Raw genomic sequence first — 12,815 nt, 5'->3', positions numbered from 1 at the left:
AAACTAATAACACTTACATTACGCGGAAAAATAAAAAAAATGCACAATCTTATGAAAAACATCCTTATAATGATTAAAGATTCATAATTGATGCATAAAGATACATTTTTCTTGTACTGTAGTCCAGATAAAAACTGTACTTTTTACAGATTTTATCACATACCTTAATAAAAAGGAGGAAGAGGTTATGAAAAAAAGAGCAAAATGGCTTGCAGTTGTACTTGCAGCTGCACTTGCAGTATCAGCTGTTGGCTGCGGAAGCGGTAAAAAAGGCGGATCTGACAAAGGAAAAGACGGAGCAGCAGAAGAAATCAAGGATCTTGTAACTTTTGAGGTTCCTAGCCGTGAGATGGAGAACGTATTCGTTCTGAACACAGAGATGGCAAATGACTTGAACGTACTTTGTAATACGAATGAAGGTCTTCTTGAAACAGATGAAAAAGGTAAGCTCATTGCCGGTATCGCAACAGAATGGGGTACAGAGGACGCAGGTCTTACATGGACATTCAAATTAAGAGATGATGTGAAATGGGTAGACCAGCAAGGAAATGAAAAGGCTGACATGATCGCTGATGACTATGTGACAGCACTTGAGTGGATTTTGAACTCACACAAGAACGATGCAGGTAACAATGCATCTATGCCAATTGCAACAATTAAAGGTGCGAAAGAATACCGCGAATACACAGCAGGACTTTCAGCTGAAGAAGCATTAGCATTAGATAAAGAAAAATTCAAAGAAATGGTTGGAATTGAGACACCGGATGATTACACAGTTGTTTACCACTGTGCAGCTCCAACGCCGTATTTTGATACACTTGCAGTATCAGCATGTCTGTATCCGATTTCTCAGGCATTCTTTGATGAAATCGGTGTTGAGAATGTAAAATCAGCTGGAATCGACCAGTTATGGTACAATGGACCATACATCCTGACAGAGTTCATTCAGGGTAATACAAAGACTCTTACAAAGAACGAGAAATACTGGGATAAAGACTGTAAGCTTTTCGATACAGTTACAGTAAAATTAATCGAAGATACAACTGTGGGATATTCTCTTTATGAGACAGGTGAAATTGATAACATTGACTTGTCAGAAGCAAACTTAAGAACTATTTATGAAGATGAGAGTAACAAGTATCATGATTACTTAACAGAGAAACTTCCAAAGAAATACTCTTATCAGATGAAGTTCAACTATGCTAAGAAGAACGAAGATGGAACAGACGATACAAACTGGAATACAGCAGTTGCAAACGAAGCATTCCGTAAGTCTATTTACTACGGACTTGACCTGACAAAGATTTATGAAAGATCAAATCTTGTAAATCCGCTTGTTTGTGAGAACACAGCATACACAATGAAAGGTCTTGTATACTTCTCAGACGGAACAGAATATACTAAGAAAGTTGAAGAACTGATCGGCCTTCCGGAATCTGACGGAAAGACAATGAGAAGACTTGACACAGAAAAAGGTCAGGAATTCAAGAAACAGGCAATGGAAGAGCTGAAAGCAAAAGGCGTTACATTCCCGGTTGAAATTGACTACTACATTCCGGCTGGATCACAGGCAGCTCTTGACGGTGCAACTGTACTGAAACAGATCTTCTCTGAATGTCTTGGTGATGACTATGTAAAACTGAATATCGGAACATATGTATCCAGCTCTACACAGGAAGTTACAAACCCACGTCTTCACTCAATCGTTATGAATGGTTGGGGAGCTGACTACGGTGATGTTCAGAACTTCTTAGGTCAGGAAACATATGGTGAAGATACAGCATATTATTCAAACTACTATACATATATCAATGATGCTACAGATCCTGAACTGATCGCTACATGGAAAGAATTTACAAATCTTGTAAATGAAGCCAATGCTATCACAGATGACAATGATAAGAGATATGAAGCTTACGCAAAAGCAGAAGCTTATATGATCGAACATGCAATGACAATTCCATACAACCTGGAAATTTCATGGCAGTTATCTAAGATCAATGAGTACTCAAGATCCAATGCAATCTTTGGTATTCAGAACTATATGTACAAAAACTGGGAGACTTCTGCAGAAGCCTATACTACAGAAGACTACGAGAAATTCGCAGAGGAATTTAATAAATAATGTTTAAGTATACAATCAAGCGACTGTTACAATCTATTGTAACAGTCCTGATTGTTGTAACGATTGTTTTTCTCTTGATGCGTATGCTTCCAACTGATTACTTCTTTACAGAAGATCAGCAGATTAAGCTTACTCGTGAACAGAAAGATGAACAGTTACAGGCAGCAGGACTGTTAGATCCGATACCAGAGCAGCTGGCGCGTTATTATGGGCAGGTTCTTCGTTTTGATTTTGGTGAATCAAGAAGAATTCAGAACGGTGTTCCGGTTGTAGATGTTATCGGGGAGAAATTTACAATTTCAATGAGACTTGGATGTATATCCCTTGTGATCTCACTTTTTGTAGGTGTTATCATTGGTATTATCCAGACACTGAATAAAGACAGATTTTTTGATCATGTCGGTACAGCATATACGGTATTTGTAAATGCGGTTCCGAGTCTTGTATCATATTCACTTGTGTTGGCATTCGGTTCAAAAGTACTGGGATATCCGTCTATCTATTCTACCCGCAATCCGGGTGAGACAAGCGTATTGCCGATTGTATGTCTTTCTCTGGCATCTATCGCAAGCTATGCACTTTGGACAAGACGTTACATGGTAGATGAATTAAATAAGGACTATATTAAGCTGGCAAGAGTAAAAGGTGTTTCTTCTGCCAATATTATGGTAAAGCATGTCTTTAAGAATGCATTTGTGCCGCTGGCACAGTATATTCCGGCATCTTTCCTTTATACGATTGGTGGATCACTTCTGGTAGAACGTTTCTTCTCTGTACCGGGTATGGGACCGCTTCTGACAGATGCAATTGTTCGTTATGACGTTAATGTTGTGCAGACACTTGTAATCCTCTATGCAGTACTTGGTACGCTTGGCGTATTTCTCGGTGATGTCCTTATGATGTTACTTGATCCGAGAATTAAACTTGTAGGAAAAGGAGGAACGCGATAATGAAAGAGAATGAAAAGAAAGATGATTTATTCCGGTTTGTAGAATACTCAGCAGAAGCAGCAGAGCGTACCGGATATTCTGACTATTCTTATTGGAAATCCGTGTTCCAGAACTTCCTCAAAAAGAAATCAGCGGTATTTATGGCTGTAGTTTTTTTTGCATTAGTTATTTTCTCATTTGTAGCACTACACATTGGAAAATATGAATATACTGCGCTGAAGGCAGATTCAGCTCTGGCATTCCAGACACCGAACAGTGAATTCTGGTTTGGAACAGATAACCTGGGACGTGATTACTGGTGTCAGGTATGGTATGCAGCACAGACATCTATTAGCTGGCGCTGATCGTTGCACTTGGCGAATGTGTTGTTGGTGTTATTATCGGATGTCTTTGGGGATATATCCGTAAACTGGACCGTATCTTAACTGAGATTTATAATATCATTAATAACGTTCCGGTTATTATCTATATGACATTGATTGCGTTGCTTGTAGGACAGTCTTTTACAATTATGTGTATTTCGCTGATTGCTTTTGGATGGCTTACGATGGCGAGAAATGTTCGAAACCTTGTTATTATGTATCGTGACAGAGAATACAATCTGGCATCACGATGTCTTGGAACACCGGTATGGAGAGTACTTACAAAGAACATCTTACCATATTTGATCAGTATCATTATTTTGAGGCTGGCATTATCAATTCCGGCAACGATTGCTCTTGAGTCTACACTGTCCTATCTTGGACTTGGACTTGGAATTGACACACCGTCACTTGGTATTCTGCTTCGGAATGCCCGTAACTTCTTCCTGGAACGTCCGTATCTTCTGATTTTCCCGGCAGTAATCGTATCTATTATTACAGTTACGTTCTATCTTGTCGGAAATGCATTTTCAGATGCGGCTGATCCGAGAAACCATGTATAGATTGGAGGACCGCTATGACAAAAGAACCAATATTGTCTGCGAAAGATGTGGAAATCCAGTTTAGCCTGCGTGGCAAAAAGCTGACGGCAATTCGCAGATGTTCATTAGACCTCTATGAAGGGGAAACACTTGCAATAGTAGGGGAGTCAGGTTCAGGGAAATCTGTATTTACAAAATCATTCCTGGGAATGCTTGATTCTAACGGACGCATTACAAACGGATCCATCATGTATGAAGGAAAGGATCTGGCAACATATAAAAAAGAGAAAGACTGGAGAACAATCCGCGGAAAGAAAATTTCTATGGTAATGCAGGATCCAATGACTTCTCTGAATCCACTGAAAAAAGTGGGAAAACAGATTCAGGAAAGTATTGAACTGAATCAGGGAATCAAAGGTGCCGAAGCTAAGAGTAAAGCACTTGAGATGTTAAAAAAGGTAGGAATTCCGGATGCAGAAAGAAGATTTAATCAGTATCCGCATGAATTCTCAGGTGGTATGAGACAGCGTGTTGTAATTGCAATCGCAGTTGCCTGTCATCCGGATATTCTAATCTGTGATGAACCTACAACAGCATTGGATGTAACGATTCAGGCACAGATTCTGAATCTGATCCGAGAGCTTCAGAAAGAACTGAAGATGACAGTTATTTATATTACACACGACCTTGGAGTTGTAGCCAATGTAGCTGACCGTGTAGCTGTTATGTACGCAGGACAGATTGTGGAATATGGTACTGTAAATGATATTTTCTACGATGCTTGGCATCCGTATACATGGGCGCTTCTGTCTTCACTTCCGCAGTTAGGCGTGAAGGGAGAGCCGCTCCCGACGATTGAAGGAACACCGCCGAACCTCTTTAATGAGATTCATGGTGATGCTTTTGCACCGCGTAATAAGAAAGCGCTTGCAATAGACTTTGAAGAGGAACCGCCATTCTTTGAGGTTTCTCCTACACACAAAGCGAAGACATGGTATCTTGATCCTCGTGCACCGAAGATTGAGCAGCCGGAAGCAATTAAACGTCTTCGTGCAACTATGGAAGAGAGAGGGTAAGGCTTATGGCAGAAAAAGAAAAACTAATAGAGTTGAAAGATCTGCAGATTACCTCGGAAGTGGAAAGAAGAAGTTTGTTGCAGTCGATCATGTAACTTCGATATTTACAAAGGAGAGACGTTCTCTCTTGTAGGTGAGTCCGGATCCGGTAAGACAACAATCGGACGTGCGATTACAAGAATTAATCCGGTATCAGCCGGAGAGATTCTTTTCAAAGGACAACGTATCAGCGGAAAGATTTCCAAAGAGCTGGACTTAGAAGTAATCAAGAAATGTCAGATGATTTTCCAGGATCCGCAGGCATCTTTGAATGAGCGTGCGAAGGTAGATTATATTATCTCAGAGGGATTAATCAATCATCATCTGTATAAAGATGAGCAGGATAGATATAATAAGGTGCAGGATGCTCTTAAGGAAGTTGGACTGCTTCCGGAATTTGCATCCCGGTTCCCGCACGAATTCTCAGGTGGACAGAGACAGCGTATCGGTATTGCCAGAGCGCTGATCATGCAGCCGGAATTCATCGTTGCGGATGAGCCAATTTCTGCGCTGGACGTATCTATCCGTGCACAGGTATTGAACTTGCTGAACGAATTAAAGAAAACAAAAGGGCTGACCTATTTGTTTATTGCACACGATTTGTCCGTAGTAAGATTTATTTCAGATCGTATCGCAGTAATCCATAAAGGAAGAATTGTGGAACTAGCAGAGGCAGAGGAACTCTTCCTGCATCCATTCCACCCATATACAAAAGCGCTTTTATCAGCAGTTCCGATTCCGGATCCGATATTGGAGAAGAAGAAGAAACTGATCGTATACGATCCATCTATGCATGATTATAGTGTGGACGGACCAGTTTGGGAAGAGATTCTTCCGGGACATTTTGTTTACGCAAATCAGAAGGAACTGGAAGAATATCGAAAAGAAATTTAAAAATAAGCCAGCCTGTCAAAGGCTGGCTTATGATATATGGAAGGAAACAAGATGATTAAAAAAATTCGTACCATATTTCAAAAGTATATGATCCGTCCAATGATATATCAGAGTGTTACAAAGATTGCTGTCGCACTTGTACTCTGCCTTTTGTGGGATAGGTTCTTGAATCAAGATCATTATCAATCGATCGTAGAAAGTGCGTTCTTTGTGGCGGGGTGTGTATTTGTATTGCTGGCCTGGATCCAGTATTTGCGTATGGATGGGGTTAGATTCATCATCTGATGGAAGAGAGACAGGAGCATAAGAAACGAGCTCATGTGACAAAAGATATTGTAGATTTTGTTGATGAGAAGATTATTCCTTCGGAGAATTGGCAGATGAAGAACAGATTGTGTGCAGGTTTCTCGGAGATTTAATTTGTGCGACAATTTTTTTTGTGCCATCTTTTATTGCACTGGCGCTGTAAACAGATCACATATTGTAATAAAAAAGAGGTCGTGAGAAAAGCGTTTAGAACAGTAGCTTTCTCGCGACCTTTTTGAATCATTATGACAGTTTTATGTTTTTAAATAAATCTCCAAGTGTTGTTCCAATCTCTTCTGATTTTGGAAGTTCTACATGGATTTCTTCTTCTTCCTGTGCTTCTTCGATCAGCGCTTTCATACTGAGACTGATCTTGCCGTCTTTGATTCCGATGACTTTTACATCAACTTCATCGCCTACGTTAAGAACAGCAGACGGAGTTTTGATACGCTTATCGCTGATCTGGGAAATGTGTACCAATCCGGAGAGACCATCGCCGATGCTGACGAAAGCTCCGTAAGTCTGAAGTGATTCAACAGTTCCTTTTAAAACAGCGCCAACTTTAATGTTGGAAATCTTTTCTTCACGTTCTTTTTTTGCTTTCTCCTTCAAAAGCTCTCTGGCAGAAAGAACAAGACGGTTTTCCGCCTGGTCAACGTCAATTACCTGTACTTCAATATCTTTTAATAAATAAGTTTCCAGATCTTCAATGTAAGATAAAGAAAGCTTAGAAGCAGGAATGAATCCGCGGAGCCCTTCTACCATTGCGATAGCGCCGCCGTTAACAATTCCTTCGATTTTAACAGGAAGTACAGTCTTCTCTTCAAGGTATTTCTGAACACGATTCCATGGATTCGCATCGTCAAAGTGGTCTTCATAGTCTGCCATAGTTTCTGTTGTTAATAACTCTTCATTCATCCAATTCACCCTCATTTCGCTTTTATAAACACTGCTTACGCAATGTCTTCTTTCCTATTATATCATGTTTTGAAAAAGATTCAAAAGATTTTCAAAATAAGGTTGACGAAAGAAGAAAAACGTGGCACGCTAGACATATCACTCAGGGGGTGAAGGATTATGGAGATGAATAAAACAGGAAAAGTATATGTTGTAGGGCATAAGAATCCGGACACAGATTCTATCTGTTCTGCAATTGCATATGCGAATTTGAAGAGAATTCTGACAGGGGAAGAATATGTTGCAAAGCGTGCAGGTGAGATTTCGGAAGAGACTTCTTATGTGCTGAAGAAGTTCCAGGTGGAAGCTCCGCCGCTTTTGACAAATGTAAATCTTCAGGTCAAAGATATGGACATTCACAGAGTGCAGGGAGTGCCGGGAAATCTTTCTATCAAAGAAGTATGGAAGATGATGAAAGAAGACAATATGAAGTCGATGCCGATCACAAGAGATGAGCATCTGGAGGGTATGATTACCATCGGTGATATTGCAACATCTTATATGGATGTGTATGATAACCGAATCCTGGCGAATGCCCGTACGCAGTACCGTAATATTAATCATACATTGGACGGTGAAATGATTACAGGGAATGAGCATGGATATTTTGTAAAAGGGAAAGTTGTCATTGCAGCAGCCAGTCCGGATCTTATGGAAAACTTCATTGAGAAAGATGATCTCGTTATCGTGGGGAATCGTTATGAGACACAGCTTTGTGCCATTGAAATGGACGCAAGCTGCCTTGTTGTGACACAGGGATCAAAAGTATCAAAGACGATTCGTAAGATGGCAGAGGAGCGGGAAATTGTAATTATCAGCACTCCTCACGATACATTTACAGCAGCCCGTCTGATTAATCAGAGTATTCCGGTAAAGTATTTTATGACGAAAGACAATATTGTGGGATTTCGAACAAATGAGATGCTGGACGAAGTAAAAGAAGTGATGACAAAGAAAAAGTACAGAGATTTCCCGGTGACGGATAAGAAGGGACGCTTTGTAGGATTTATTTCCAGACGCAGGTTAATGACAGCCCGCAAGAAACGAGTCATTCTTGTGGATCATAATGAGAAGACACAGGCAGTGGACGGGATTGAAGAAGCAGATATCCTTGAAATCATTGATCATCACAGACTTGGCAATCTGGAAACGATCGGTCCGGTATTTTTCCGAAACCAGCCGGTAGGATGTACAGCTACAATCATTTATCAAATGTATCAGGAGAATGGCGTTGAAATTGATCCTACGACGGCAGCGCTGCTTTGTTCGGCGATTATTTCCGATACACTTATGTTCCGCTCTCCGACATGTACGCCGCTTGATAAGATGACAGCAGAGCTGCTTGCTCGAATTGCGGATATTAATATTGAAGAACACGCGATGAATATGTTTGATGCGGGAAGCAATCTGAAGGGCAAGACGGCAGAAGAAATCTGCTTTATGGACTTTAAGCAATTTGCAGTAAATCAAATGACCTTTGGTGTGGGACAGATTAACTCTATGAATCAGGAAGAACTGGATGTGATTAAAGAGAAAGTATCCGGTTGTCTGGAAGCTTTGCGCGAGAAACATGGATTAGATATGATTTATTTTATGTTGACGAATATTATAGAAGAGTCAACAGAGCTTCTTTGCTGTGGACATGGCGCGAAAGCAATTGTAATCGGTGCATTTGATCTTTCGGAGGACGAAGAGAAAGCCCTTTTGAAAGGAGTTGTTTCACGAAAGAAACAGCTTGTTCCGGCGCTGATGAGCCAGATACAGCAATAGCGTAGAATTTGATAACAGGAGAAATGAGAATGAAGAAACAGACATGGCGTCCCGGCAATATGTTGTATCCGCTTCCGGCGGTAATGGTAAGTGTTGGGGATCAAAATGGAAATACCAATATCATTACAGTGGCATGGACCGGAACAATTTGTTCTGATCCGGCGATGCTGTATATCTCTGTGAGACCGGAACGATATTCTTATCATATGATTCGGGAGAGCGGAGAATTTGTAGTAAATCTTACAACAGAGCAGTTGGCGAAGGCAACAGATTATTGTGGTGTGCGGTCTGGAAGAGATGTGGATAAGTGGAAAGAAACACACCTGACAAAGGGAAAAGCGAATGAGCTTGTATTTGCGCCCATTATAGAAGAGTGTCCGGTAAATATTGAATGTAAGGTAACGGAAGTGAAAGAGCTTGGCACACATCATATGTTTCTTGCTGAAGTAGTATCCGTTCAGGTCAGTGAGGAATATATGAATGAGAAAGGAAAATTCTGTCTGAATGATACCGGATTGATGGCGTATTCTCATGGAGAGTATCTGTCTCTTGGGAAGAAGATTGGAACCTTTGGTTACAGTGTAAAAAAGCCGGTAAAAAAACGTACACAGAAAAAGAAAAAAAATAATAGAGTTTTATAATAAAAACCAGATAACGTCTGTCATACCGCATTATGACAGCGCTATCTGGTTTTATGCTTCAAAAGCTATTGAATTGTATAGAAGATTAGATTTTTATTCCATTAGTGGTTTTACTGTATGTATATAAATCTTTCTTAATAAGATTGTACATAGAATCACGGAAATGATTTCTGCCAGAGGGAATGCCCACCAAACCATTCGTAAACCAAAAAGTTTACCGAAAATATATGCAGCGGGAAGGATGATGAAGAGCTGTCTGGCAGCAGACACAATGAGGCTGTAGACACCGTTGCCAAGCGCCTGGTAGACCGAACTGCAGATAATTGAGTAACCGGCAAATAAGAAGCTGAGACTGATGATCCGAAGCGCAGGGACTCCGATCTCCATCATATGGTCTGAAGCATCGAACATTGCCATAAAGGTTGCCGGGATTGTCTGGAAAAGGACAAGTCCAACGAGCATAATGCCGGTTGCGATATAGATGCTCAGCCGGATTACCTGAGTGATTCGCTTAGGCTCTTTTGCACCGTAGTTGTAAGCAATAATCGGAATCAAACCATTATTTAGCCCGAAGATTGGCATGAATACGAAACTTTGCAATTTAAAGTAAACGCCAAATACGGCTGCTGCGGTAGAAGAAAACATTAAAAGAATGTTGTTCATTCCGAACGTCATAAAAGATCCAATGGATTGCATAATAATAGAAGGCACACCGATTTCATAGATTGCTTTAATTGTTTTTCCACATGGGCGGAAATGCCGCATATTAATATTGATTTCCGTGTTTTTCTTACAATTCAGATAAAGTGACAGCGAAACAGCAACGATTTGCCCGATAACAGTAGCAATGGCAGCTCCGGCTACTTCCAGACGAGGAAGCCCGAAAAGTCCGAAGATAAGGATTGGATCTAAAATGATGTTAATGATAGCTCCAAGTCCCTGCGTAACCATATTGTAGAATGTTTTGCCGGTAGACTGCATGAGGCGTTCGCCGGCAATCTGCATGAAAATCGCAATTGCAAAAAATGTTACAATCTGCATATATTGAGTGCCGTAGCGGATGATTTCAGGATCGGATGTCTGGGCACGGAAGAACGTGCCTGCTCCGGAAACACCGATGACTGTGAATACCAGTCCACTGATGATAGAAATAAAAATTCCATTTCTGGCAACGTCATTGGCGTTGTCAAAGCGATGCTCACCAAGATATCTGGACAGCAGTGCATTGATTCCGACACCGGTTCCGACAGCGATGGCAATCATCAGGTTCTGGACCGGAAAGGCAAGCGATACTGCTGTAAGAGCAGCTTCGTTTAATTTTGCAACGAAAATACTGTCCACAACATTATACAATGCCTGAACGAGCATAGATAAAATCATTGGAAGAGACATGGTGATCAATAGCTTTGGGATTGGCATCACACCCATTTTGTTTTGTTGTTTTTGTTCTGACATGATTTTCCTCCTTTCAAAATACCAATTTATTATAATAACATAATTATAAGAAAGTAAGCAACTACTTTAAATGGATTTTTGTATTGCATTATGAAGAATTTGCGTTTAGAAGTTTGTGGAACATTTCATAAAGAAGAAAGAGGGTACATAGCATATAGAGATGCAGCGTCCGGAGCAGTATATAATGAAAGAAAAGAAAAATGTGTACGTCAAAAGAAAGATATTAATAGTAGGAAAATTAGTTTTCCTTTTGCTTGTATCCTCCTTCCGCATATGGAGCAGAAGGAAGCAGCGACAGCGGAGAAGGAGGAAGTAAAATGGTCTCAGCCTGCCTTGAATGGGATCTGATGAAAACAGAAAAGGTGGATGGGAATGAAATTCCGGAAGAAAAGCCGAGAATCGCAATTACGTTTGATGACGGCCCCCATCCAAGATATACAGAACAGCTCCTTGATGGGCTGAAAGAGCGAGATGTGAAAGCTGCATTCTTTCTGATTGGGAAAAATGCAGCAGCTTATCCGGAACTTGTGAAAAGAGAATATGAGGAAGGACATCTGATCGGAAATCATACATTTCATCATGTGGATCTTGAAAAAATCCCGGAAGAGACTGCGATGAAGGAAATTGCTATGACGAATGAAGCGATTTCAAGTGTGACAGGAGAGATTCCACAGTTCATCCGCCCTCCGTTTGGAATTCGAAAAAAAGATCTGGAAAAAAAACTGAAGGAGATTCCTGTTTTATGGAATATTGATCCGTTGGACTGGAATACAGAAAATGTAGATGAAATTGTTAATAAAGTAGTGACGAAGGCAAAAGATGGTGCTATCATTTTATTACATGATTGCTATCAGAGTTCTGTGGAAGCTGCGTTTCAGATCATCGATCATTTGCAGGAAGAGGGATTTGAATTTGTGCTTCCGGACCAATTCATTTTTGAATAGCAAAATAGAAAGATAAATGGAGAGACATATGATAAATGAATTTTCCAGAGCAGAGTTGTTGCTCGGACAAGAAGGAATGAGACGCCTGAAAGAAGCTACGGTAATCGTATTTGGTGTTGGAGGGGTAGGATCTCATTGTATTGAAGCTTTGGCAAGAGGTGGGATTGGAACGTTGATCCTTGTAGATAATGACAGGGTTTCGTTGACGAATATTAATCGCCAGTCCATTGCGTATCACAGTACCATCGGAAAATATAAGACGGAAGTCATGCGAGAAAGAATTAAAGATATTTCTCCGGAAACGGAAGTGTTTACACATGAACTGTTTGTGCTTCCGGAAAATCTGGAACAGGTATTTGACCGACCGGTAGATTATATCATTGATGCGATTGATACAGTCACAGCAAAGCTGGCGCTGGCAGAATTTGCACAAGCTCGTAACATTAAGATCATCAGCAGTATGGGAACCGGGAATAAACTGCATCCGGAACTTTTTGAAATTGCTGATATCAGTAAGACGAGCGTCTGTCCTCTCTGCAAAGTAATGAGGAGAGAACTAAAAGCCAGAGGAATCCGGCATTTGCAAGTTGTATATTCAAAAGAAGCGCCAATCAACATACAGGGTAAGAGCACCGGCGAACATACTGGAATGAGAAGGGCTTTGCCGGGGAGTGTTTCATTTGTGCCGCCAGTCGCAGGACTTCTTCTGGCAGGAGAGGTGATTCGACGGCTGGCAGGAATAGAAGAGGGATAA

At 40.7% G+C, this 12,815-nt stretch carries 14 protein-coding genes; 12 read left to right on the top strand and 2 right to left on the bottom strand.

All coding sequences use genetic code 11. From position 1 onward, the window contains the following. The first annotated feature begins 187 nt into the window (after positions 1-187). From DWX73_RS07940 to DWX73_RS14300, 8 genes are all read left to right on the top strand, one after another. Positions 188-2,125, top strand: a complete 1,938-nt coding sequence (locus tag DWX73_RS07940; RefSeq protein ID WP_118348303.1) for an ABC transporter substrate-binding protein — start codon at positions 188-190, stop codon at positions 2,123-2,125. Then, on the top strand, positions 2,125-3,075 hold the full coding sequence (locus DWX73_RS07935; protein WP_118348302.1) for an ABC transporter permease: 951 nt from the start codon (positions 2,125-2,127) through the stop codon (positions 3,073-3,075). The genes DWX73_RS07940 and DWX73_RS07935 overlap by 1 nt, the downstream gene beginning before the upstream one ends. Beyond that, the gene (locus DWX73_RS14000) at positions 3,075-3,419 is read left to right on the top strand and encodes a hypothetical protein (protein ID WP_242996726.1); all 345 of its coding nucleotides are present in this window, start codon (positions 3,075-3,077) and stop codon (positions 3,417-3,419) included. The genes DWX73_RS07935 and DWX73_RS14000 overlap by 1 nt, the downstream gene beginning before the upstream one ends. Continuing rightward, positions 3,410-4,000, top strand: coding sequence for an ABC transporter permease (locus DWX73_RS13995; protein ID WP_330413551.1), 591 nt, complete (start codon positions 3,410-3,412; stop codon positions 3,998-4,000). The genes DWX73_RS14000 and DWX73_RS13995 overlap by 10 nt, the downstream gene beginning before the upstream one ends. A gap of 14 nt (positions 4,001-4,014) precedes the next feature. Then, entirely contained in the window at positions 4,015-5,055 is a 1,041-nt protein-coding gene (locus DWX73_RS07925) for an ABC transporter ATP-binding protein (protein ID WP_118348301.1), read from the top strand. A gap of 102 nt (positions 5,056-5,157) precedes the next feature. Continuing rightward, positions 5,158-5,988: an ATP-binding cassette domain-containing protein gene (locus DWX73_RS07920; protein WP_278321093.1), complete on the top strand. Its 831-nt coding sequence runs from the start codon at positions 5,158-5,160 to the stop codon at positions 5,986-5,988. Between the two features lie 51 nt (positions 5,989-6,039). Then, complete coding sequence (locus DWX73_RS13990; RefSeq protein WP_242996724.1) at positions 6,040-6,273, top strand: hypothetical protein; 234 nt, start codon at positions 6,040-6,042, stop codon at positions 6,271-6,273. Next, positions 6,273-6,407: a hypothetical protein gene (locus DWX73_RS14300; protein WP_278321092.1), complete on the top strand. Its 135-nt coding sequence runs from the start codon at positions 6,273-6,275 to the stop codon at positions 6,405-6,407. Before DWX73_RS13990 ends, DWX73_RS14300 begins: the two co-directional genes overlap by 1 nt. 130 nt (positions 6,408-6,537) lie before the next feature. On the opposite strand, the gene DWX73_RS07910 is transcribed toward DWX73_RS14300, so the two are convergent. Continuing rightward, complete coding sequence (locus DWX73_RS07910; RefSeq protein WP_118348300.1) at positions 6,538-7,212, bottom strand: S1 RNA-binding domain-containing protein; 675 nt, start codon at positions 7,210-7,212, stop codon at positions 6,538-6,540. Between the two features lie 159 nt (positions 7,213-7,371). Here DWX73_RS07910 and DWX73_RS07905 point away from each other — a divergent pair, with 159 nt between their 5' ends. Further along, positions 7,372-9,021: a putative manganese-dependent inorganic diphosphatase gene (locus DWX73_RS07905; RefSeq protein WP_118348299.1), complete on the top strand. Its 1,650-nt coding sequence runs from the start codon at positions 7,372-7,374 to the stop codon at positions 9,019-9,021. A gap of 29 nt (positions 9,022-9,050) precedes the next feature. Further along, entirely contained in the window at positions 9,051-9,662 is a 612-nt protein-coding gene (locus tag DWX73_RS07900) for a flavin reductase family protein (RefSeq protein WP_118348298.1), read from the top strand. A 93-nt stretch (positions 9,663-9,755) separates the two neighbouring features. Here DWX73_RS07900 and DWX73_RS07895 read toward each other — a convergent pair whose 3' ends face one another. Then, on the bottom strand, positions 9,756-11,117 hold the full coding sequence (locus tag DWX73_RS07895; RefSeq protein WP_118348297.1) for an MATE family efflux transporter: 1,362 nt from the start codon (positions 11,115-11,117) through the stop codon (positions 9,756-9,758). A 317-nt stretch (positions 11,118-11,434) separates the two neighbouring features. Between DWX73_RS07895 and DWX73_RS07885 the strand changes: the two genes are divergently transcribed. Together DWX73_RS07885 and DWX73_RS07880 are read left to right on the top strand one after the other, a co-directional pair. Further along, the gene (locus tag DWX73_RS07885) at positions 11,435-12,061 is read left to right on the top strand and encodes a polysaccharide deacetylase family protein (protein ID WP_118348295.1); all 627 of its coding nucleotides are present in this window, start codon (positions 11,435-11,437) and stop codon (positions 12,059-12,061) included. Positions 12,062-12,089: 28 nt separating this feature from the next. Further along, positions 12,090-12,815 (top strand): tRNA threonylcarbamoyladenosine dehydratase, encoded by a 726-nt coding sequence (locus tag DWX73_RS07880; protein WP_118348294.1) that lies wholly within the window; start codon positions 12,090-12,092, stop codon positions 12,813-12,815.

This window comes from Coprococcus sp. AF21-14LB, assembly GCF_003458885.1.
GTDB lineage: Bacteria > Bacillota > Clostridia > Lachnospirales > Lachnospiraceae > UBA9414.
Note: the sequence above shows the minus strand (reverse complement) of the source record. Positions and strands in the feature narration are given on the sequence as shown.

What these genes read in the sequence shown, in the direction of transcription:
- DWX73_RS07940 (WP_118348303.1), top strand. Translation starts at nt 188, where the DNA reads ATGAAAAAAAGAGCAAAATGGCTTGCAGTTGTACTTGCAGCTGCACTT.
- DWX73_RS07935 (WP_118348302.1), top strand. Translation starts at nt 2,125, where the DNA reads ATGTTTAAGTATACAATCAAGCGACTGTTACAATCTATTGTAACAGTC.
- DWX73_RS14000 (WP_242996726.1), top strand. Translation starts at nt 3,075, where the DNA reads ATGAAAGAGAATGAAAAGAAAGATGATTTATTCCGGTTTGTAGAATAC.
- DWX73_RS07925 (WP_118348301.1), top strand. Translation starts at nt 4,015, where the DNA reads ATGACAAAAGAACCAATATTGTCTGCGAAAGATGTGGAAATCCAGTTT.
- DWX73_RS13990 (WP_242996724.1), top strand. Translation starts at nt 6,040, where the DNA reads ATGATTAAAAAAATTCGTACCATATTTCAAAAGTATATGATCCGTCCA.
- DWX73_RS14300 (WP_278321092.1), top strand. Translation starts at nt 6,273, where the DNA reads ATGGAAGAGAGACAGGAGCATAAGAAACGAGCTCATGTGACAAAAGAT.
- DWX73_RS07910 (WP_118348300.1), bottom strand. Translation starts at nt 7,212, where the DNA reads ATGAATGAAGAGTTATTAACAACAGAAACTATGGCAGACTATGAAGAC.
- DWX73_RS07905 (WP_118348299.1), top strand. Translation starts at nt 7,372, where the DNA reads ATGGAGATGAATAAAACAGGAAAAGTATATGTTGTAGGGCATAAGAAT.
- DWX73_RS07900 (WP_118348298.1), top strand. Translation starts at nt 9,051, where the DNA reads ATGAAGAAACAGACATGGCGTCCCGGCAATATGTTGTATCCGCTTCCG.
- DWX73_RS07895 (WP_118348297.1), bottom strand. Translation starts at nt 11,117, where the DNA reads ATGTCAGAACAAAAACAACAAAACAAAATGGGTGTGATGCCAATCCCA.
- DWX73_RS07885 (WP_118348295.1), top strand. Translation starts at nt 11,435, where the DNA reads ATGGTCTCAGCCTGCCTTGAATGGGATCTGATGAAAACAGAAAAGGTG.
- DWX73_RS07880 (WP_118348294.1), top strand. Translation starts at nt 12,090, where the DNA reads ATGATAAATGAATTTTCCAGAGCAGAGTTGTTGCTCGGACAAGAAGGA.